The sequence below is a fragment of the Planktothrix sp. PLAVEN19ND genome, from assembly GCF_057220675.1.
Map to the genome: position 1 here is coordinate 4,601,129 of NZ_CM170132.1, position 20,466 is coordinate 4,621,594.

Genomic DNA, 20,466 nt, shown 5'->3' on the forward strand with positions numbered 1-20,466 from the left:
GGTGAGTCATTGATGATGATAGATTTAAAATCTCTCTATGAATTAGATGATGCTGAATGGTTAGAAGAAACTGTTAAATTAATTAAAAATCACCAATTTGAACAGCTAGATGTAGAAAACTTAATTGAGGAATTAGAGGATTTGGGGAGAGAAAAGAAAAACGCGGTAGCGAGTCTTTTAGAACAGATTATCCGTCATTTATTGTTACTGCAATATTGGACAAGTGAAGCTGAATATAATGCTGTTCACCAGAAAGAAGAAATGTATACCTTTAGAGTTCAGTTGAGACGAAAAATTACCACAAATCTCCGTAATTATTTAGAATTGGAATTGGATTCTATCTATCAGGATGCGTTAGGATTTGTCAAGATTAAAACTCAAAATTCCGTCAACTTTCCCCCAGAATGTCCTTATATCCTTGAGCAATTACTAGATATTGATTGGTTTCCGGTTTAGATTTTATGAGAAAAATGATCTTGCAATAAACGATTAATAAAACGATAACGATCGCCTGTTTTCTGTAATAATAATTTATCCGTAGCATCATTCAAAAACCGTTGATAATTCCAGGGAATATTGCCATCTTTCCAAAGAATCCATCGGATTACAAACTGTTCTATTTTTTGCTTTAAACTCGATTTTTCTAATCCAATTGCCCATAACAATCCCAACCCTATCCCAATAATTAATAGCAAATTTATTTTACTAATAATTCCGGTGATCATAATCCCGATCACGATGACCCAAATTAAACCTAAAATCAACTTTAATGTCAATTTATAACGTGGTTTTTGTTCATTCTCATCTAACCAATGAATCGGTATTTTTTTAACTGAAAATTCTGTGACTTCATCGGTTGTTAGTCGAGTTGCTAACCATCCTAACCATCGTCTAAAACTTTCGGATTTAGGAGCTTTTCCCGGGAGATATTGCGATTTATGAATATCCTGATTTAGTTGACGACGAATATAGGCATTAAATAAATAATCCCGTTGTTCCTCAAAGGAATTAAGATGTTTCCAAGACATGATCAAAATTTCTTCATAAGCTAAAGTCATCATCGTTAAATATAACGGTGTTTTTGCTAAATTTAATAAGGGTTTATCAGTTTCAATATTATGCCAAAGTTCTCGACTACGAGAATTAATTAGATAATCTTGAATTTGGGGAATTGTTAAGGGACGTAAGAAAATAGCCCCATTCAAATCCAAGCGTTCTGAAAGTTTTTGATAACTTATAACATTAGCACAGATCACCAAATGTAAAGGAGAAACATCCCCATTCAACAGTTGATTAATTTGTTGAATATATTGAACTTGTTTATTGAAAGAAACTTGATCTAATCCATCTATTAAAGGTAAAATTTGCAGCTGTTGTATCCAATTTTGACCCACAGCAATAGAAATTCCATACTTAATATGCAGTTGTTCTACAATCCAATCTATAATCAATTGATCGGGATTCTTCCAAGTTGATAAATCCAGTAAAACCGGCATAGGTTCTTCAACATCATTTTGAGCGCGACTAACTAATACTTTAGTTAATCCGATCAAGGTTGTGGTTTTTCCCGAACCGGTCGCGCCTAAAATTAATAATCTGCCATTTAAACGATCAAAAACCTGAATAATTCCCGTATCATTCGTTAAACGAACACTCGGATGATGACTCACTTTTAACTCCACATCCCAGGTTCGTCGCATTTTTAAGGGTGGCGTTTCTTGAGCTAAATAAGTTAATACCGCTCGATGTAACGATTGTAAGCGATACTGTCTCACTTCATTTTGGACTTGAAGCAGCAATTTTTGACGATTGTCTAATTGAATCTGGGAAGTAGTCAATTGTGGCATTGAAAATTTAGGATTTGTGAAAAACCGTAACCTACCCGTTTCCGTGAAAATACCACCAGTATATAGCAATGCTAAATCTTCTGCGAAAAAAACCGTAGGAATTTTGTCTTCAAACCCCTACAATAAAACAGTCTAAAGCTGTGTAAGTAGTCTGGACGGATATTTGATCATTCGAGTTAAACAGATGGAAATGGATATTTCACAACCGCCAATTTTAAAAACTCCAGAACCTCAATATGGAGATTTGATTTTTGATTCCCACACCTTAGCTGTTTCAATTGTTGTACCTATTTACAATGAAGTAGAAAGTTTACCGCGATTGATCGAAGCGATTGATACAAATATGGCCTATCTGGGTTTAACTTATGAATTGATCTGTGTCGATGATGGGTCAAGCGATGGGTCAACAGAACTCCTGAAACAGCAAGCCGCCATTAATCCTCATCTCAAAGCCATTGTTCTCCGGCGCAATTATGGTCAGACCGCAGCCATGGCGGCGGGGTTTAAGTATTCCCAGGGTCAGGTGATTATTACCCTGGATGGCGATTTACAAAACGATCCCCAGGATATTGCTCTCCTGCTAAGGGAATTGGGTAAAGGGTATGATGTCGTCAGTGGTTGGCGGAAAAATCGACAAGATGCCAAACTGAGCCGTTTACTTCCTTCCCGAATTGCGAACTGGCTGATTAGCAAAATGACCGGGGTGCAGTTACATGACTATGGCTGTTCTCTCAAAGCCTACCGGACTGAGTTAATCGCCGATATGAACCTCTATGGAGAATTACACCGATTTTTACCCGCTTTAGCATTTATTGAAGGGGCAAAAATTACTGAAATTCCTGTTAACCACCATGCTCGTCGTTTTGGTCAGAGTAAGTATGGTTTAGATCGTACCTTCCGAGTCGTGATGGATCTGTTAACCATTTCTTTTATCAAAAAATTCCTAACTCGACCCATGCACGTTTTTGGTCTGTTAGGAATATTAGCTTTTGCGATTGGAATTGTTGTGGGTGCTTATTTGAGTTTTATTCGCCTGGTCTTGGGCCAAGAGATTGCCGCTCGTCCCTTACTTACCCTAGCGGTGCTCATGACCCTAACCGGAATTCAACTTTTTTGCTTTGGTCTGTTGGCGGAACTCTCAATGCGAACCTATCACGAATCCCAAGATCGACCGATCTATAGAGTTCGGGAAGTGATCGAATCTCATGGTAACAGCAATAACTCAAAAACCAATTAATCTTCTAAACTGGGAATGGCACTGTTGACGGGAAAGACTTTACACATCATATATTCGGGATGAAAAGTTGCGGACGGGTGACAAACTAACGAGGAGGACGGAGTTTCCACGGGATTGTTTTGAGGTTGAATACACACAGCCACCTGTCCAACTCCAATCATTAAGGTTTGGACTTGTTCAACAATTTGATCAAGATCCACCAGTAATGTTTCCGCTACAAATAGGGAAGGGGTAACAATAAAAAAGGTTTTGACTCCGGTGGGACTAGGAGCAAAACCAAAGCTACATTCAGAAAGTTGGGACTGGTTTAAGGGAGGGAGAGCATCATGAAAACGTTTAATTAACGCCTGATGCAAAGACTGACTTAGCGCACGATCGTCAGATATCGGTTGGGGTAACATGATTCGTCCTTACCAAAAAATTCGGTATAAAGCTCCGTCCCTTCGACAATCCTTTCGACAAGCTCAAGACAGGCTGTTTGAGGACGGCTTTTTATGATTTACCTATTATTTACTCTACCCCCCAGTTTAACATTAACTAATTTCCCATTGGTTTAAATTTTTAATCAGAGTCATAAGCAAACCCCAGGGTAATCTCAGAACTTCCCTGTATAACCAGCAGACCTAACCATTAATTTTGTATTCTCTCCACCGGGGTATTGATCGTTTTAGCTTTTTTAAAGGTTAATAATCCTAACCCAGCCAAAAATAAAGCCAAAATTGCCATCACCACAATAAAGATTTTTTTGGTTTTCATCGTTGCTGCTTCATATTGCAACAACATTTCCTGTTTGATTTTTTTCTCTTGTTCCGAAGGTTCTGGATTCATGAAATTTAGGATTATAGGTTGAAAGTTGACGGGTGAATATACACCGCCAACTTCCTTCTAATTAACTTACCGAACTTTGGACAACTTCTTGAGACTGGGGCACACTCTGGGTCTGTATGAAAACAGACAAACGATTCAGGGCATTCAAATAGGCCTGAGCCGAGGCTACAATAATATCGGTATTAGCCGCATGACCAGAAAACACCCGGTCTTGATAACGTAACCGAATCGTTACTTCTCCGATCGCATCAATTCCCGCCGTCACCGACTGCACAGAAAACTCAATTAACTCATTTGGTACATTGGTGACTCGGTTAATCGCCTGATAGACCGCATCCACCGGGCCAGTCCCAATCGCTGCATCGGTTAATTCCTGACCATCGGGGGTACGGACTGTAACCGTGGCCGTGGGACGGGCTTGATTGCCACAGGATACCTGGACAAATTCCAAATGGAATAATTCCGGGGTTTGCTGAATTTCATCCTTAACAATGGCTTCCAAATCCCAATCGGTGATTTCTTTTTTCTTATCCGCCAATTCCTTAAACCGGATAAACGCCTTATTCACCTCCGGGTCGGTCAACTCAAATCCCAACTCCCGCATCCGAGATTGAAACGCATGGCGGCCGGAATGTTTGCCCAAAACAATCAGGTTATCATTCAACCCAATCGATTGAGCATCCATGATTTCATAGGTGCGCTTATGTTTTAATATCCCATCTTGATGAATTCCCGACTCATGGGCAAAGGCATTCGCCCCGACAATGGCCTTATTCGGTTGGACTAACATCCCGGTTAAGTTAGACACCAAGCGAGAGGTTTTATAAATTTGGCGGGTGTCAATATTGGTCAAGGAGGCTTCTGATTCTGGATCTCGACCCAAAAAAGGATTAAAATACTGCCGACGGACGTGCAAGGCCATTACCAGTTCTTCTAAGGCAGCATTTCCGGCCCGTTCTCCGATGCCATTAATTGTACATTCCAACTGCCGCGCCCCATTTTTCACCGCTTCTAAGAAGTTAGCCACGGCCAAACCTAAATCATTATGACCATGGACGGAAATAATCGCTTGGTCGATATTGGGGACATTTTCTTTAATCCCCTTAATGATCGCCCCAAATTCCGCCGGGGTGGTATAACCGACGGTATCTGGGATATTAACCGTGGTGGCTCCGGCTGCGATCGCCCGCTCCAAAACTTGATACAAAAATTCCGGGTCAGACCGTCCCGCATCTTCGGGGGAAAACTCAATATCATCCACAAAGGATTTGGCATAGGCGACCATTTCCGAGGTAATATCCAAGACCTCAGAGCGGGTTTTTTTCAATTTATATTGCAAATGGATATCGCTGGTGGCAATAAAGGTATGAATTCGACGATGGAAAGCCGGAGAAACCGCCTTCGCCGCCGCCTCAATATCCCCTTTCACCGATCGGGCTAAACTACAAATAACCGGGCCATCTTCTGTGCCTACTGCTTCGGCAATTCGAGAAACTGCATCAAAATCCCCATGACTAGCGATCGCAAATCCCGCCTCGATCACATCCACCCCTAAACGGGCCAATTGTCGAGCAATCACCAACTTTTCATCCACATTCAGGGTAGCCCCCGGACACTGTTCGCCATCGCGCAAAGTCGTATCAAAAATAATAATTCGGTCGGGGTTAGGTTGAAATTTCATAAAAGAAAATCTCCTTGTAAGATTACTCGTACAGGCCTGCTGCTGGTACTATCTCTACACTGGTACAGACGCGCCATGGCACGTCTCTACACTGATAACTGATTAATAGTCCGTTTTTTCAATCTGTTCTCGAATATCGTTAAGATCGATATAGCGATCGGTGGCATTACGCAGTTCTCTGGCGATCATTCCTTCTGTAGAAACAACGGTAATATGAGTATTTTTAGATCGTAACAGTTCAATCGCTCGTTCAAAGTCCCCATCTCCACTAAATAGAACCACCCGATCATATTGTTCTACCGTATTAAACATATCTACAACAATTTCAATATCTAAATTAGCTTTTTGGGAATACCGACCGGAACTATCATCGTAGTATTCTTTGAGAATTTTAGTGCGAACTGTATAACCTAGACTAATCAGAGCATCTCGGAATCCTCTTTGATCTTGGGGGTCTTTGAGTCCTGTATACCAAAAGGCATTGACCAGGGTGATATCCACTTGTTCTGTTTTGAAATAGGTCAAAACCCTACGGGGATCAAAAAACCAACCATTTTTTTGTTGAGCATAGAACATATTGTTACCGTCCACAAAAATAGAAAGACGGTTTTTTACGTTAGGCATAGAAAATTAAGACCTAATATTTGTAGAAATGAATTTAATCTAAATATTCTATCTTAACATCCATAATCAAATAAAGTATATGCCTCAACAAAGGCTGTTGTCTTGCCATAAATATTTTATTCGATAGATGTAAAGATATAATTTGATCCTACTGCATTAATTTGGCAGTCAACACTAATATATCTTGGTTATTCATATAATTTTATGTTTATAAAATATCATATATGATTATCTTTAATTATATGTTTAACGAAAATTTACAATACTCTTAGGAGTTCTGGGAAAAGCTATGGAAAACAATAAAAGTCCAAATCCCTGATGGAGCCACTCATCCGACATTTTCCCAAACCACAGACCTGGGGCTGATGACCGACTCAGCTAGAATTTTTTGCTTTCTAGCGCCCATCGGGCTAGTTCTGTCCGATTATGAAGACCTGTTTTTCCCAACATATTACTGACATGGCTTTCAATTGTGCGCTGACTGACTTTCATAATCCGAGCAATATCACGGTTAGCTAAACCTTGAGTGACTAAGCGAACAACCCTTAATTCCGTCGGGGTGAGTTGTACATTTCGACGCACTCGCAGTTTAGGGCCACTATTATCCAGATTAGAACTTGGGCTGCTGGTTAAACGAGCGGCTTGGCGCAGGGAGGACTCCACTTGAGCCACTAATTCTTCCGGTTCAAAGGGTTTGACAATGTAGACATCTGCTCCGGTATTTAAGCCTTTAACCTTATCCTGACTTTGACCTTTAGCCGATAAAAACAGAACAGGAATCCATCCAGTGCGGGGGTCTTCTCGAATTTTTTTCACCAGACTATAACCATCCATTTCTGGCATCATAATATCGCAGATCATTAGATCAGGAAGTTCATCTTCGAGAATCTCCAGTGCAATCACACCGTTTTCTGCCGTGACCACATCATATCCCCTAAACTCCAAATAGTCCCTGACCAATAAAATCAGGTTAGGGTCATCATCCACAAGCATGAGTCGTTTTTGATCTCCGTTCCTATCCTTCATTTAAAACCTGTTCCAAGGTCGAATCCGACAACAACATTAAGGTCGATTTTTGATATCTGGTTTGGTGATATCTGTTTAGAGGTTTATTTCCGATCAAGAGATATCACCCAAATATAGATATATTCGCAAGTATAATAGATTACTCAACAATTTATCCAAGATCGATTATACCTGAAATACAACCTGCTTAAGTTAAAAATACTGACGAAAAAAACATTTAAAGTTTTAACAGATCGGTTTTCTAATCCCTTACCCAAATGGGGATTAGGAAAAGTCATGGGCTAGAGGATGGGTTAAAAACACATACTCTTGGACTACTTGAGAACCTAAAATATGTTCTTGAAGAATCCGTTCAATTACCTCCGGTGTTGCGGAATGATACCAAACCCCATCGGGATAAACGACTAAAATAGGGCCATGAGTACAAACACGCAGACAATTTGTTTTGGTTCTAAAGGTGCAACTGGGTTTACCCTCGGTCACTTGATCCAGTTTTAACTCAGTTAATCGTTTTTTTAAATAGTCCCACGCCTCTAAACTTTGCTCTTTGGAGCAACAGAGGGGCTTGGTCTGATCCGCACAAATAAAAATATGACGCTCAATTTTATCTAATCCCAAGGTCTGCACCTTCTTAGCTAGATCGACCTTGATTAAATCAGACTCAGGGGCAGTAATACTCACAGATTCCAACGAAGATGACATAGAATTACGCAGTTTGATCAAAAAAACCCTAAAAATCCATCCTAACAGTTGTTGATTGTAGATTGTTGATTACCAGCGACTGAGAACCCACTACTTACTCCCTACCCCCCTGCCTCCCCTGCCTCCCCTGCTCCCCCTGCTCCCCCTGCCTCCCCTGCCTCCCCTGCTCCCCCTGCCTCCCCTGCTCCCCCTGCTCCCCCTGCCTCCCCTGCCTCCCCTGCTCCCCCTGCCTCCCCTGCCTCCCCTGCCTCCCCCGCCTCCCCTGCCTCCCCTGCTCCCCCTGCCTCCCCTGCTCCCCCTGCCTCCCCCGCTCCCTTGTTCGGGAACCCGTACAACTTAGACTGTTGCAATGGGGAGGCTTTTTTCGGTAAATTAGCACTCAGGGATCGAGAGTGCTAATTTGAATTCCTCAAAGGAAATGATCAAGCTCTGATCACCGAATATTTATATAAAGTGGAGGCTAATAAATGGCTGCTGTATCTCTAAGCGTATCAACCGTTAAACCCCTTGGTGAGCGCGTTTTCGTTAAAGTTAGTGCATCTGAAGAAAAAACATCCGGTGGAATTTTACTACCCGATACCGCCAAAGAAAAACCCCAGGTCGGCGAAGTGATCGCCGTTGGCCCTGGCAAACGTAACGACGATGGTTCCCGCTCGGAATTAGAAGTCAGCGTCGGTGACAAAGTTCTCTACTCCAAATACGCGGGCACTGACATCAAACTCGGTACCGAAGAATTTGTTCTGTTGGCCGAAAAAGACATCTTAGCGATCGTCAACTAATCGGTGTTTTCAACCCTAGATCGTACACCACAAATTTGTCATCCGATCTACAAGGTTAAAACCCACTCCTTGGTGAAATTCATTTCTAATTATCAACCTAAAACCTGAAGACAAAACATGGCTAAACGTATTATTTACAACGAAAATGCTCGTCGCGCCCTAGAGCGTGGTATGGATATCCTGGCAGAAGCCGTTGCCGTTACTCTTGGCCCCAAAGGTCGTAACGTCGTATTAGAAAAAAAATTTGGTGCGCCCCAAATTGTGAATGATGGCGTCACTATTGCTAAAGAAATTGAACTAGAAGATAACATCGAGAATACTGGAGTTGCCTTGATTCGTCAAGCCGCTTCCAAAACCAACGATGCCGCTGGCGACGGAACCACCACTGCAACGGTTCTAGCCCACGCCATGGTTAAAGAAGGTCTGCGGAACGTGGCGGCCGGAGCTAACCCCATTGAACTCAAACGCGGTATTGATAAAGCCACGACCTTTTTAGTCGAAAGAATCGCCGAACACGCTCGCCAAGTGGAAGATTCCAAAGCGATCGCTCAAGTCGGTTCAATTTCTGCCGGAAACGACGAAGAAGTCGGTAAAATGATTGCTTCGGCCATGGATAAAGTCGGTAAAGAAGGCGTGATTTCCTTGGAAGAAGGAAAATCCATGACCACCGAATTAGAAATCACTGAAGGGATGCGCTTTGACAAAGGCTATATCTCCCCCTACTTCGCCACCGATACCGAACGGATGGAAGCGGTTCTCGAAGAACCCTATCTGTTAATTACCGATAAAAAAATCACCTTAGTTCAAGACTTAGTGCCTGTTCTCGAGCAAGTTGCCCGTTCTGGCCGTCCTTTGGTGATTATCGCTGAAGATATCGAAAAAGAAGCCTTAGCAACCCTGGTGGTTAACCGTCTGCGCGGTGTGCTGAATGTGGCTGCCGTTAAAGCGCCTGGGTTTGGCGATCGCCGGAAAGCCATGTTGGAAGATATCGCCGTCTTAACAGGTGGTCAACTAATCACCGAAGATGCGGGTCTGAAACTGGAAAACGCCAAGCTGGATATGCTGGGTAAAGCCCGTCGGATCACCTTGACCAAAGATAACACCACCATCGTTGCCGAAGGTAATGAAGTTGCTGTTAAAAACCGTTGTGAGCAAATTCGCCGTCAAATGGAAGAAACCGAGTCTTCCTACGACAAAGAAAAACTCCAAGAGCGCTTGGCTAAATTAGCTGGTGGCGTGGCTGTGATCAAAGTGGGTGCAGCTACCGAAACCGAAATGAAAGATCGCAAGCTGCGTCTGGAAGATGCCATCAACGCCACGAAAGCGGCCGTTGAAGAAGGGATCGTTCCGGGTGGTGGCACAACCTTAGCCCACTTAGCTCCTCAACTGGAAGAATGGGCTAATGCTAACCTAACCCACGAAGCCTTAACCGGAGCCTTAATTGTGTCCCGGGCCTTGGCTGCGCCCCTGAAACGCATTGCGGAAAACGCTGGCGTTAACGGTGCTGTGGTCGCCGAACGAGTCAAAGAAAAAGACTTCAACGTTGGTTACAACGCGGCTTCTAACGAATTTGTGGATATGTTTGAAGCGGGGATTGTTGACCCGGCCAAAGTGACCCGCTCTGCTCTGCAAAACGCCGCTTCTATTGCTGGAATGGTGTTAACAACTGAGTGTATTGTTGCTGACAAACCTGAACCTAAAGACGGCGCTCCTGCTGGTGCTGGCGCTGGTATGGGTGGCGATTTCGACTACTAAGATCCTGATTACTAATTTATAGTTTGATATGGGGTGGCTTTTGTCACCCCTTATTTATTGGGGAATAGGGATCACTGATTTAAGAGGATTTCACGGATTTCACGGATTTTAATCTGTCCCCCAATCAAGTCGAGGGCAGGGTTAATCTGCGTAATCCTCTGAAATCCGTGATAGGTGATGGGGAAGATTGAGATTGTGGTTGTTTTAAGTTTTGATGTTCTTAACACTTGATTCTAAGGAAGGTTGGGGAATTAGATAAATTAAACCTGAAATTAGGGTTAATCCTACGGTTATCCAGAATAGAATTAAATTGGGTGTTTGCCAAGATAAGGGTAAGGGTGCTATTAGAAATGCGATCGCTAAAATTTGACTGACTGTTTTGAGTTTACCCCAAATATTTGCTCCAGAAATTTGAGTTTGATTGACTCTCCATCCGGCAATAGTTAGTTCCCGGGCTAAGATTAAAAATACTCCCCAAGCTGGAATAGTTTTTAACTCAATTAAGGCGAGTAAGGGCGCGAAAACTAATAATTTATCGACTAAAGGATCGAGAAATTTTCCTAAATCTGTAACTTGATTTAGTTTTCTCGCTAAATATCCATCTAACCAATCGGTACTGGCTACAATTAAAAAAATTCCTAAACAAATCCAACGATTAGTAATAGTTGGATCATGTAAATAATAGAGTATAAATGGGATTCCGAACAAACGAGAAATAGTAATCCAATTCGGTAAATTCATAAATTAGTAATCAGTTTTCGGTTATTATATTATCTTATTAGATCCCCCCAAATCCCCCTTAATAAGGGGGACTTTGAACTCTAATTCCCCTCTTAAACTGATAACTGCTAACTGATGACTGATAACTGATTAAGGGTTCTTCCCAATTTTGTAGGGAATTTAGACTTAATTGTGCTAAATATTTTCGGGTCAGGTCGGCGCGGTCTAAACTGATAAAATAATTATTATCCACATCTTGATAGAATAATGATCCTTCAAGTAACCCTTGATAATCAGGATGATTTTGAGATTCTACCGTTAACCAAATCGCATCAGTAGGTGAAGGAATGAAACCCGAGGGTAATTTTCCATTGAGAATAGCCAGAATTCGATCTGAAACAGAACGGGTATTCACCCCACGATTTTCTAAGAGTTGATAAACCTCTGATAAAGATAAAGGTTGTTCTTTAAAAACTCGCAGTAGTTCCGCTAAAAGAAAATAATCACTGTATTGATGTCGAGACATATCCAAGACTTGAAAATAAAGGGGTAATACAGCTAAACCCCAAGCCAAGCGACTACAATGGGAATAATTATTATCACTATTATATTGATCGTGAGGACTATCTTGGGTAATTAACGCATTGGGTAATTTTTGGCGTAGCCAACGGCTAAAGGTCGGCCAAGTTCCATTTCCTCCCGTACAAATGGCCTGAGTAATTCTAATCGGAGAAATTCCATTATGACTGAAAAGATGGTTGAGTTCTCGATTTAACTGTTGGATAAAGGGAATAAAAATCTTTTGTTCTAAATCTCGTTGGGAAACTTCCCAAGAATAATTATTTAATGTTAGGGTATAGCGATCGCTTTGTTGCAGTTCAAATTTTAAAGTTTCTGCAATTTCTAATAATTTTAATCCTGTAGAATCACTCTGTAAAATTTGTTGTAAACGATAACGTTTGGCTAAATCAGGATGTCCAGGTTCAGGAAATTCCACATTTGGAATATTATTAAATGTGGGGAAGGGTGAACCCTCTGGCTGAATCAAAAGTTGAGTAATGATATCCTGATTTAAGGCATCTCCAGCATAGGCCAAATGATGACAAACCACTTGGGAAGCCACAAATTCAGTTAAATCCTGGGGAAGTTGGACTACGGCTATTTCCGTGGTTGTAGCGCCGATATTAATAATTAAAATTGTGCCATTGGGATCGGGGGGATGGAGATAGAATTGATAGAGTAAAGTGGCGATCGCATCCTCAATAATAAAAATTTGTTCAGGACGTTTGATGATTCCTGCTGCTAATACGGCTTCCCTCAGATTGAAACGATAGGCTTCTGTCGAGGCCGTGGAACAGCCTAAAACCACCCCGTCTAAACAATTTAACGCCTGCTGAAATTCGACCGTATCGAGTCCCACTGCACCCACAGTATAAAAATTAGGTAAAGCCATGATGGGGGAAATTTCCCGGTTGGGCTGCTTTAATGGGGAAATTCTGCGACCGGACAACACTCGATGGGGATGCAACGTAGATAATAACGCTGTCCACGCTTCTCGAAACCCCCCCAAGGGGAGGGACTGTTGTTCTGACCACTGAATCATGGGAAGCCCCGTTAACTCGGGAGAATTAACTGAATGATAGGGAATTCCCAGGTTTAATAAGGATTTAAACCGTTGTATCAGGCCTTGAGTGGTTTCTTCCTGGGGATCTAAATAGTAAATTGACGCCGCTAGCCGAAAGGTAAAGGGAAGATCCTCGATTCCAGAGAGTTCTGTCTGTTCCGCTTGCCAATAAATCGGATAAACTTTTTGGGTTTCGCTCTGTAACAAAGCGGCGGATATTCCCGTTGTTCCTAAGTCAACTCCTAAATACCATTTCATAATCAGTTATCAGTCATCAGTTATCAGTCATCAGTTATTAGTCATCAGTTTTTAAAAAACTCCTGACTCAAGGCTTCAAGACTGAGGGAATCCTCCTCTTGTTCGATGTCCAAATTTAAGTTTTTTTCATCTGCCAGGTTCAAACTGTTGAAAATATCATCTAAAGTTAAATCTGATAATCCTTGATTTGATGCAACATTTTGCTTTTCTGCTGCTGGTTTATTTAGGGATTCAACGGAAATAGAGGGAACTGATTGAGCCGAACTAGGTTCCATCCCAATATCTCTAAATAAATCTTCAAAAGTAATTAGTTCCTCAGCCTGAGATACTTTTAATGTCGTTTTTGCTGATAATTTTTGAGGAGTAACTTCAGGTTGAGAATAGGCTGATTTTACGCGAGTTGGTTTAGAAACTGGACTGGCTTCAGGTTGTTCTAAATTAAATAGATCTGCCTCTAAATGTTCTAAAGTATTGCGATCAATTAATAAACGGGAATCGACTTGTTCGCTATCCTCCTCCAAATCTAGGGGCAGTAAATTTTCATCCGGGGAAGCTTGAATATAAGCATCCTTTTCTAAACTAAATGTTTGGCTGTCAATCTGACCAGGAGGGGATGCCATAGGACTGACTATTCCCGTAAGTTCTTGCTGGGTTCTAGCCGAGACTACACCGGAATTCGGGGGGGAAACCTCCTCAAAGGTGAGTTCTTCAAAAACATCACTTAAATCTGCCAGGGTTTCCTCGAAGGGATTCGGTGCAGAAGTGAAAGAGGAATCCGTGATTTCATCAGTCAGAGGAGACACTAACTCAACTCTTGGTGTAAATAAGTTCTCAGACTCTAAGGATATAGGATCGATGGCATCTGCGGTTAAGGAGAAATCAGATTCTATCGGAAAATTTTGCTCCGGTTGACTGAATATATCCAAATTATTTAAGCTCAAGAAATCAGCCGTTGCCTCCAGGGATTCGGTGTGAATATTTTCCGATTCTCTGGCTGTGATTTTCGGTGTTGACCCATCCCCAAATAAATCTTCGATGTCTAAATGGATTTCTGATTCATTCTCGACCCCTGAAGAACTTGCAACATCGGTTTCCTCGTCGAGCAATAGGGTTTCTATGTCCTCAGAAACATCATCCTCATCCAGTACCTGAATGACATCAAAATCATCCTCAAATAAATCATTATTTTGTGTTTGAGGCGTCACAGTCACAACTGGGGATTCTGCCTCCGGCGCCAGATCAAACAAACTTTCTAATTCTGAATCGGCATCGGGGAGAGACTGTTCTACCATCGACTCATCCCAATCCAGAGAAAGAGACCTTTCTGGTGTTTTATCTAACCCATCCTCGATAGGGGGAGTAGATAATCCCTCGATGGTCTCAAACGCCACCTCGAATTCATCTTCATCGGTGATTTTTAGCTGTTCTTCGTCATCTTCATCAATATCATGATCAGAAGTAACAGTGGGAGTCGATTGTCTAGGAACTTCTGCCCCCGCATAGGGAAAGAGTCCCTCAAAAGCGGAGGAGAAATTCTGGGGTAGAGAAACCACGGACGGAGGAGAAGGTAAATTACCAGTGTTGGAGGGGGTTTCCGATTCAGTTAATTGTAGTGAAGATTGTAAATAGGAAGACGTTTCTTGACCTACCTGTTGGGCTAATTGGTTGACTAAGGTGGTAAACATGACCTCCCCCTGTTTCCCCAAACTGTGCATCCTTTCTAGGCTTTGGGAAAGGGAATCAGAATAGGTTTGTAGGTTTCGTTGCAAGGCTTCAAAAATCACACTTAGACTGGAATCGAGAGTCATCAATAAATGATCAGATTGCGCTTGTAACTGTCGCATCTGTTCCAGGCGTTGGGCTGGAGTCAGACGGTCGAGAGCAGTTTGGGGTCTGTCCACGGCTTCAGAAACCAGGGCCGGGAGTGAGTTAGATTCAGTTAATAACACCGAATCTAAAAATCGGGTTTCAATATGGTTCAGGGTTTCAGTCACATTATGAATCAGACTGTCCTGTAATCGAGTCATGAACTCTTGCAGAAATTCACGACTGAGTTGTTGTTGATAGGGTTGAGGCGGGACTTGTCCGATGGCCTGGGCTTTGCGGGCTTCTAATTGTTGAATTTCCTGGATTAAATTACGTTGTTCGGTACGCAAACGATCAATCTCATCCTGAAGGGGTTGAGTCAAATTAGTCCGCAAATAAATCATTTCCCGTCGGATTGCCTGCCACAGAGGTTCTCGCGTTCCGTGGGATATAGAGGGTTGATGATTCTCCAGGGTAACACCGAGAGCCTCCTCGTCCACCTGTTCCTGAAGAAAGACCAAATACCTGCGGACACGCTCTAGGACTTGACGGGAGCGTGTGACAGTTTCGCCAAAAACGACCCAAGGCAAACGTAAGCTGGGCTGACTAAGAACCTCGTCAATTTCGGTGATGAGTGCTTGAATCTGACCTTTCTGAACATTCAAGGCTGAACCCCCTCAATAATCTTTCTGTTAATGGGACTCCATAATTGCTTAATCTCAAGGATTCCCTTGATTAAAGCAGTTGTGATCTACATAATATGTTAGGCTTGGCACGAAGCACTCAAGCAGCTAACTTGAGATTTGGGATTTATTGGCTAATCACCCACCGGAGGCAATACGGTTAAAAACTAAACCAGTTTAACTTTTTTATGTCCTGATAGCTCTAAAATATAAAATTGCCTAGTAATTTTTGATTCGGTGTTGTAATTGACACCAGGCAGAATCTGAGTTAACAATGATCGGGAAATTTTAGGGTAATTGACCAATAAAGAATGCCAATTCTGCTTTCGGTGCAATTGACTGAAAATCCAATCTCTTGATTAGCTACTGCTCAATACGAATTTATAATTTTATCACAGCCTCATGGAAGATCGGTATTTCTCCCGTGACAATCACTCTGATATTCACAAGATGATCTGCTCAACGCCTTTCTTTCAAGGCTTGCCACCGGATGCGGCGGATAAAGCAACCTCTCATATTGTGGGTCGAAACCATCCAGCTAACCAAGTGATTTTATTAGAAAATGACTGGGGAAGCTCCGTTTATTTTATTCTGGACGGTTGGGTCAAAATTCGTACCTATAATTTGGATGGGAAAGAAGTAACGCTGAATATTTTGGGTAAGGGTGAACTATTTGGAGAAATGGCAGCACTTGATGAAGTCCCCCGCTCCACCGATGTTATTACATTAGCACCGACCTTAATTGGGAATATGCCCGCTCAGGATTTTGTGGAGTTGATTACCACCGAACCCAAGGCGGGAATGCGACTGGCTCAATTGATGGGCCGGCGTTTACGCCAGGTGAATCGACGTCTGAGATTGCGCGAATCTGATAGTACCTCCCGGGTGGCTGATATTCTCCTATTTCTGGCGGAAGGCCAAGGTACAACTTCAGATCAAGGAGGAACACAAATTCCGAATCTTCCCCATCGGGAGTTAAGTGGTTTGAGTGGTCTAGCCAGGGAAACCGTAACTCGGGTGCTCAGTAAGTTAGAGAAAAAAGGATTAATTCATCGGGAACGGGATATTTTGAGTATTCCCGATGTCCATGCCCTAGAACGGATATTAGTCTGAATGGTACTATTGCCCATTGCCCATTGCCCATTCCCTATTAAATGAGTGATCCTTATGTTCATGCCCTAGAACGGATATTAGTCTGAATGGTACTATTGCCCATTGCCCATTGCCCATTCCCTATTAAATGAGTGATCCTTATGTTCATGCCCTAGAACGGATATTAGTCTGAATGGTACTATTGCCCATTGCCCATTGCCCATTCCCTATTAAATGAGTGATCCTTATGTTCATGCCCTAGAACGGATATTAGTCTGAATGGTACTATTGCCCATTGCCCATTGCCCATTCCCTATTAAATGAGTGATCCTTATGTTCATGCCCTAGAACGGATATTAGTCTGAATGGTACTATTGCCCATTGCCCATTGCCCATTCCCTATTAAATGAGTGATCCTTATGTTCATGCCCTAGAACGGATATTAGTCTGAATGGTACTATTGCCCATTGCCCATTGCCCATTCCCTATTAAATGAGTGATCCTTCTCCATTAAGTTCCTCTGTTAACCCCCGTGAATCTGAAACTCAGGAATGGGTATCGGTTGATGCAGATATCCCCGGCTCTGAACCTTCGGATCATCTGGCTAAACTATCTGCTTCCCATCGAAACTCCCTGATTTTAGTAGAAACGGCCTTTCTGGCCAGTGCCGCCAGTTTGATTTGGTTTGTTAATTATTATTTTCCCATGGGGCCAGTGCTGCGACTGTTTTTCGCTTTGCCGATGGCTTTATTATATTTACGATGGGGAAAACGGGCTGCGGTTATGGGGGCCGTGGCTTCATTTTTATTATTATCGGTATTAATGGGGCCAACTCGCAGTATTGTGTTTTTAATTCCTTATGGTTGGTTAGGGGTGGTTTTGGGGGGAATGTGGAAACGCAAATCTCCTTGGTGGATGTCCATTGGGACGGGTTCTTTGATTGTTGCTATTGGTTTTTTCTTTAAATATTGGTTACTTTCAATTCTACTGGGACGGAATTTGTGGGCCTACGCTACGATCCAAATTACTGCGGTGGCGGACTGGATTTTTATTAAGTTGGGGATTTTAGCTCAACCCAGTCTAATGTTGGTTCAGGTGCTGGCTGTTCTGATGATTTTAATTAATAGTATTGTCTATTTATTTGTGGTTCATCTAGTCTCGTTATTATTATTAGATCGTCTCAATAGTCCCATTCCTCGCCCTCCCAAATGGGTACAAATTTTATTAGATTACGACGTTTAAATGACTGTTAAGGTTTATACCCAGTTTACGCAAGGTGATCGATGGTTACACCGCTATCAAGGGACTCAACCCGTGTTTGCTTGTGTGTTGGGATTTACCGCAACGGCTTTAATTCCAGGGATTTCCGCCGCCGGAGCTACCACCGACTCTCGACAATATACAGCCGTTGCGGATGCTGAATTTCTCTATAATGGCCCCCAACCCCATCCCCAGTATCCCTTACCGCCCTTAGATGCGGGGGCTTCTCCGGTGTTAATTTCCCGGGCTGTGGTGGCATCCTTAAAATGTCCTTTGTATCTGTTTAATGCGGGATTATCTGTTGCTCCTGCGATTCCTACAATTGATTTGGGGGGGGTAGCCGCCGGATGTATAACATCGGGTTCCGCCATGACCTTAGAAACTGTCAAGCATCTGTTTGAGCAGGGGTTAATCTGGGGTGAACGGATGGCGCAGGATGCCCCAAATAGTTATCTGATTTTATCGGAATGTGTGGTGGGCGGAACGACTACGGCTTTAGCTGTGTTGCTGGGGCTAGGAATTTCTGCCATGGATAAGGTGAATAGTAGTCATCCCCGTTGTAATCATGGCCAGAAATTAGCGATCGCCACCGAAGGATTACAACAAGCCGGGTTTTGGCCGTTATCGGGGATCGGGATTGATCCGTTCGAGTTGGTGGCTGCGGTGGGTGATCCGATGCAAATTGTGGTGGCGGGGATGACTTTGGCGGCCAGTCGTACCATAGGGGTACTGTTGGCGGGTGGAACTCAGATGTTAGCGGTTTATGGTTTGGTAGAGGCGATCGCCACTCAATATCCTATTCCTTGGGGTGCTGATCGGGTGGTGGTGGGAACAACCCGTTGGGTCGCTGAAGATACCACGGGGGATACGGTGGGATTAGCGGAAATGGTGGGAAATGTCCCCCTATTAGCCACGCAACTGAATTTTTCTGCGTCGGTTTATCCGCAACTGCGGGCCTATGAACAGGGTTATGTGAAGGAAGGAGTAGGGGCTGGAGGGGCTGCGATCGCGGCTTATTTGGCCCTAGGTTGGAATAATACCCAACTTCTGCAAGCCATTGAAGCAGTGGCCGATCAGGTCAAATCAAATTATTAATGTTAAATTCTGCGGATCTGTGCTAGGATATAATATTGAAAAATAAACGCGGACATGGCGGAATTGGTAGACGCGCTAGATTTAGGTTCTAGTATCGTAAAGATGTGAAGGTTCAAGTCCTTTTGTCCGCATGATCAATAAAAAATGAACAAGAATGCTCTCCGAAAGCGAGGGCATTTTTTGTGAATTTTGGGTCAAACCCCCTACAGCCGAAGCAATAGAGCAATAGCATTAATAAAACTTATGACTTTTATCCAAAACTCTGATGTCAAAATACTTTACAAACCGTAACAAAGCCGTTAATGTAATAGACATAGATACCAAACGTACCTCGACAAATACATAGCAATCATAACCAACATGACAACCACGATTCAGCAGCGCGAAAGCGCCTCTATCTGGGAACGGTTCTGTAACTGGGTGACATCCACCAACAACCGCATTTATGTGGGCTGGTTCGGTGTTCTGATGATCCCCACCCTGTTAACCGCCACCATCTGCTACATCATCGCCTTTGTCGCAGCCCCCCCAGTGGACATCGATGGCATCCGTGAACCCGTAGCTGGTTCACTGTTATACGGAAACAACATCATCTCTGGTGCGGTTGTTCCTTCCTCGAACGCCATCGGTTTACACTTCTACCCGATTTGGGAAGCAGCCAGCTTAGATGAGTGGCTGTACAACGGTGGCCCTTACCAATTAGTGATTTTCCACTTCTTCATTGGTATCCTGTGCTACATGGGTCGGGAATGGGAATTATCCTACCGTTTAGGTATGCGTCCTTGGATCTGCGTCGCCTACTCTGCCCCCGTGGCAGCAGCAGCCGCCGTGTTCCTGATCTACCCGATCGGTCAAGGTTCATTCTCTGATGGTATGCCTTTAGGAATTTCTGGAACCTTCAACTTCATGTTAGTGTTCCAAGCCGAACACAACATCCTGATGCACCCCTTCCATATGTTAGGCGTTGCTGGGGTGTTTGGTGGTAGCTTATTCTCCGCCATGCACGGTTCCTTAGTTACCTCCTCTTTGGTGCGTGAAACCACCGAAGTCGAGTCCCAAAACTACGGTTACAAATTCGGTCAAGAAGAAGAAACCTACAACATCGTTGCAGCCCACGGTTACTTTGGTCGTTTAATCTTCCAATATGCCAGCTTTAACAACAGCCGTAGCTTACACTTCTTATTAGGTGCATGGCCCGTGATCGGGATTTGGTTCACCGCTTTAGGTGTATCCACCATGGCCTTCAACCTGAACGGTTTCAACTTCAACCAGTCAATCATCGACTCTACCGGTCGCGTGATCAACACCTGGGCGGATGTGTTAAACCGCGCTAACCTGGGTATGGAAGTGATGCACGAGCGCAACGCTCACAACTTCCCCTTAGACTTAGCTTCTGGTGAATCGGCTCCTGTGGCTTTGGTTGCTCCTCAAATTAATGGTTAATTTTTA

General features: G+C 43.1%; 18 protein-coding genes and 1 tRNA gene. 9 read left to right on the plus strand and 10 right to left on the minus strand.

Going from position 1 to position 20,466, the window contains the following annotated elements:
• The first annotated feature begins 12 nt into the window (after positions 1 to 12).
• On the plus strand, positions 13 to 456 hold the full coding sequence (locus AC2D3N_RS19565) for a DUF29 domain-containing protein (RefSeq protein WP_079680605.1): 444 nt from the start codon (positions 13 to 15) through the stop codon (positions 454 to 456).
• On the opposite strand, the gene AC2D3N_RS19570 is transcribed toward AC2D3N_RS19565, so the two are convergent.
• On the minus strand, positions 453 to 1,847 hold the full coding sequence (locus AC2D3N_RS19570) for an NACHT domain-containing protein (RefSeq protein ID WP_079680606.1): 1,395 nt from the start codon (positions 1,845 to 1,847) through the stop codon (positions 453 to 455). The two genes, AC2D3N_RS19565 and AC2D3N_RS19570, sit on opposite strands and share 4 nt — an antisense overlap.
• Before the next feature lie 190 nt (positions 1,848 to 2,037).
• Between AC2D3N_RS19570 and AC2D3N_RS19575 the strand changes: the two genes are divergently transcribed.
• Entirely contained in the window at positions 2,038 to 3,084 is a 1,047-nt protein-coding gene (locus tag AC2D3N_RS19575; RefSeq protein ID WP_484693780.1) for a glycosyltransferase family 2 protein, read from the plus strand.
• Here the strand turns inward: AC2D3N_RS19575 and AC2D3N_RS19580 are convergent.
• The 6 genes from AC2D3N_RS19580 to AC2D3N_RS19605 form a co-directional block, all read right to left on the minus strand.
• Positions 3,081 to 3,485 (minus strand): hypothetical protein, encoded by a 405-nt coding sequence (locus AC2D3N_RS19580; RefSeq protein WP_079680607.1) that lies wholly within the window; start codon positions 3,483 to 3,485, stop codon positions 3,081 to 3,083. The two genes, AC2D3N_RS19575 and AC2D3N_RS19580, sit on opposite strands and share 4 nt — an antisense overlap.
• Positions 3,486 to 3,714: 229 nt before the next feature.
• Positions 3,715 to 3,912, minus strand: coding sequence for a hypothetical protein (locus AC2D3N_RS19585; protein WP_079680608.1), 198 nt, complete (start codon positions 3,910 to 3,912; stop codon positions 3,715 to 3,717).
• 61 nt (positions 3,913 to 3,973) lie between these two features.
• Entirely contained in the window at positions 3,974 to 5,593 is a 1,620-nt protein-coding gene (locus tag AC2D3N_RS19590) for a 2-isopropylmalate synthase (protein ID WP_079680609.1), read from the minus strand.
• Between the two features lie 102 nt (positions 5,594 to 5,695).
• Positions 5,696 to 6,217, minus strand: coding sequence for a LabA-like NYN domain-containing protein (locus tag AC2D3N_RS19595; protein ID WP_026788799.1), 522 nt, complete (start codon positions 6,215 to 6,217; stop codon positions 5,696 to 5,698).
• A gap of 378 nt (positions 6,218 to 6,595) precedes the next feature.
• Entirely contained in the window at positions 6,596 to 7,243 is a 648-nt protein-coding gene (locus AC2D3N_RS19600; protein WP_079680610.1) for a response regulator transcription factor, read from the minus strand.
• Between the two features lie 264 nt (positions 7,244 to 7,507).
• Positions 7,508 to 7,945 carry a (2Fe-2S) ferredoxin domain-containing protein gene (locus AC2D3N_RS19605; protein WP_079680611.1) on the minus strand — a complete coding sequence of 146 codons (438 nt, stop codon included), beginning with the start codon at positions 7,943 to 7,945 and terminating at the stop codon, positions 7,508 to 7,510.
• A gap of 467 nt (positions 7,946 to 8,412) precedes the next feature.
• Here AC2D3N_RS19605 and groES point away from each other — a divergent pair, with 467 nt between their 5' ends.
• Both groES and groL read left to right on the plus strand, forming a co-directional pair.
• Entirely contained in the window at positions 8,413 to 8,724 is a 312-nt protein-coding gene (groES, locus tag AC2D3N_RS19610) for a co-chaperone GroES (protein WP_079680612.1), read from the plus strand.
• A gap of 117 nt (positions 8,725 to 8,841) precedes the next feature.
• Complete coding sequence (groL, locus tag AC2D3N_RS19615; RefSeq protein WP_079680613.1) at positions 8,842 to 10,479, plus strand: chaperonin GroEL; 1,638 nt, start codon at positions 8,842 to 8,844, stop codon at positions 10,477 to 10,479.
• A gap of 204 nt (positions 10,480 to 10,683) precedes the next feature.
• Here groL and pgsA read toward each other — a convergent pair whose 3' ends face one another.
• The 3 genes from pgsA to AC2D3N_RS19630 are packed head-to-tail and all read right to left on the minus strand — an operon-like array spanning position 10,684 to position 15,552.
• Positions 10,684 to 11,220 (minus strand): CDP-diacylglycerol--glycerol-3-phosphate 3-phosphatidyltransferase, encoded by a 537-nt coding sequence (gene pgsA / locus AC2D3N_RS19620; protein ID WP_079680614.1) that lies wholly within the window; start codon positions 11,218 to 11,220, stop codon positions 10,684 to 10,686.
• A gap of 58 nt (positions 11,221 to 11,278) precedes the next feature.
• Complete coding sequence (locus AC2D3N_RS19625; protein WP_484691868.1) at positions 11,279 to 13,081, minus strand: hypothetical protein; 1,803 nt, start codon at positions 13,079 to 13,081, stop codon at positions 11,279 to 11,281.
• A gap of 44 nt (positions 13,082 to 13,125) precedes the next feature.
• Positions 13,126 to 15,552, minus strand: a complete 2,427-nt coding sequence (locus tag AC2D3N_RS19630; RefSeq protein WP_484691869.1) for a hypothetical protein — start codon at positions 15,550 to 15,552, stop codon at positions 13,126 to 13,128.
• A 420-nt stretch (positions 15,553 to 15,972) separates the two neighbouring features.
• Between AC2D3N_RS19630 and AC2D3N_RS19635 the strand changes: the two genes are divergently transcribed.
• The 5 genes from AC2D3N_RS19635 to psbA all read left to right on the plus strand — a co-directional run bounded on the left by AC2D3N_RS19635 (position 15,973) and on the right by psbA (position 20,460).
• Positions 15,973 to 16,683 carry a Crp/Fnr family transcriptional regulator gene (locus AC2D3N_RS19635; protein WP_026786569.1) on the plus strand — a complete coding sequence of 237 codons (711 nt, stop codon included), beginning with the start codon at positions 15,973 to 15,975 and terminating at the stop codon, positions 16,681 to 16,683.
• A gap of 471 nt (positions 16,684 to 17,154) precedes the next feature.
• Positions 17,155 to 17,904 carry a DUF2232 domain-containing protein gene (locus AC2D3N_RS19640; protein ID WP_079680617.1) on the plus strand — a complete coding sequence of 250 codons (750 nt, stop codon included), beginning with the start codon at positions 17,155 to 17,157 and terminating at the stop codon, positions 17,902 to 17,904.
• Positions 17,905 to 19,017, plus strand: a complete 1,113-nt coding sequence (gene cobT / locus AC2D3N_RS19645) for a nicotinate mononucleotide-dependent phosphoribosyltransferase CobT (protein ID WP_484691870.1) — start codon at positions 17,905 to 17,907, stop codon at positions 19,015 to 19,017.
• Between the two features lie 48 nt (positions 19,018 to 19,065).
• Positions 19,066 to 19,148: transfer RNA gene (locus AC2D3N_RS19650), tRNA-Leu, on the plus strand.
• 229 nt (positions 19,149 to 19,377) lie between these two features.
• Positions 19,378 to 20,460, plus strand: a complete 1,083-nt coding sequence (gene psbA / locus AC2D3N_RS19655) for a photosystem II q(b) protein (protein ID WP_079679836.1) — start codon at positions 19,378 to 19,380, stop codon at positions 20,458 to 20,460.
• Positions 20,461 to 20,466: the final 6 nt, after the last annotated feature.

Excerpts from the sequence above, each read along its gene's own strand:
- AC2D3N_RS19565 (WP_079680605.1), top strand. The coding sequence starts at position 13 with ATGATGATAGATTTAAAATCTCTCTATGAATTAGATGATGCTGAATGG.
- AC2D3N_RS19570 (WP_079680606.1), bottom strand. The coding sequence starts at position 1,847 with ATGCCACAATTGACTACTTCCCAGATTCAATTAGACAATCGTCAAAAA.
- AC2D3N_RS19575 (WP_484693780.1), top strand. The coding sequence starts at position 2,038 with ATGGATATTTCACAACCGCCAATTTTAAAAACTCCAGAACCTCAATAT.
- AC2D3N_RS19580 (WP_079680607.1), bottom strand. The coding sequence starts at position 3,485 with ATGTTACCCCAACCGATATCTGACGATCGTGCGCTAAGTCAGTCTTTG.
- AC2D3N_RS19585 (WP_079680608.1), bottom strand. The coding sequence starts at position 3,912 with ATGAATCCAGAACCTTCGGAACAAGAGAAAAAAATCAAACAGGAAATG.
- AC2D3N_RS19590 (WP_079680609.1), bottom strand. The coding sequence starts at position 5,593 with ATGAAATTTCAACCTAACCCCGACCGAATTATTATTTTTGATACGACT.
- AC2D3N_RS19595 (WP_026788799.1), bottom strand. The coding sequence starts at position 6,217 with ATGCCTAACGTAAAAAACCGTCTTTCTATTTTTGTGGACGGTAACAAT.
- AC2D3N_RS19600 (WP_079680610.1), bottom strand. The coding sequence starts at position 7,243 with ATGAAGGATAGGAACGGAGATCAAAAACGACTCATGCTTGTGGATGAT.
- AC2D3N_RS19605 (WP_079680611.1), bottom strand. The coding sequence starts at position 7,945 with ATGTCATCTTCGTTGGAATCTGTGAGTATTACTGCCCCTGAGTCTGAT.
- groES (WP_079680612.1), top strand. The coding sequence starts at position 8,413 with ATGGCTGCTGTATCTCTAAGCGTATCAACCGTTAAACCCCTTGGTGAG.
- groL (WP_079680613.1), top strand. The coding sequence starts at position 8,842 with ATGGCTAAACGTATTATTTACAACGAAAATGCTCGTCGCGCCCTAGAG.
- pgsA (WP_079680614.1), bottom strand. The coding sequence starts at position 11,220 with ATGAATTTACCGAATTGGATTACTATTTCTCGTTTGTTCGGAATCCCA.
- AC2D3N_RS19625 (WP_484691868.1), bottom strand. The coding sequence starts at position 13,081 with ATGAAATGGTATTTAGGAGTTGACTTAGGAACAACGGGAATATCCGCC.
- AC2D3N_RS19635 (WP_026786569.1), top strand. The coding sequence starts at position 15,973 with ATGGAAGATCGGTATTTCTCCCGTGACAATCACTCTGATATTCACAAG.
- AC2D3N_RS19640 (WP_079680617.1), top strand. The coding sequence starts at position 17,155 with ATGAGTGATCCTTCTCCATTAAGTTCCTCTGTTAACCCCCGTGAATCT.
- cobT (WP_484691870.1), top strand. The coding sequence starts at position 17,905 with ATGACTGTTAAGGTTTATACCCAGTTTACGCAAGGTGATCGATGGTTA.
- psbA (WP_079679836.1), top strand. The coding sequence starts at position 19,378 with ATGACAACCACGATTCAGCAGCGCGAAAGCGCCTCTATCTGGGAACGG.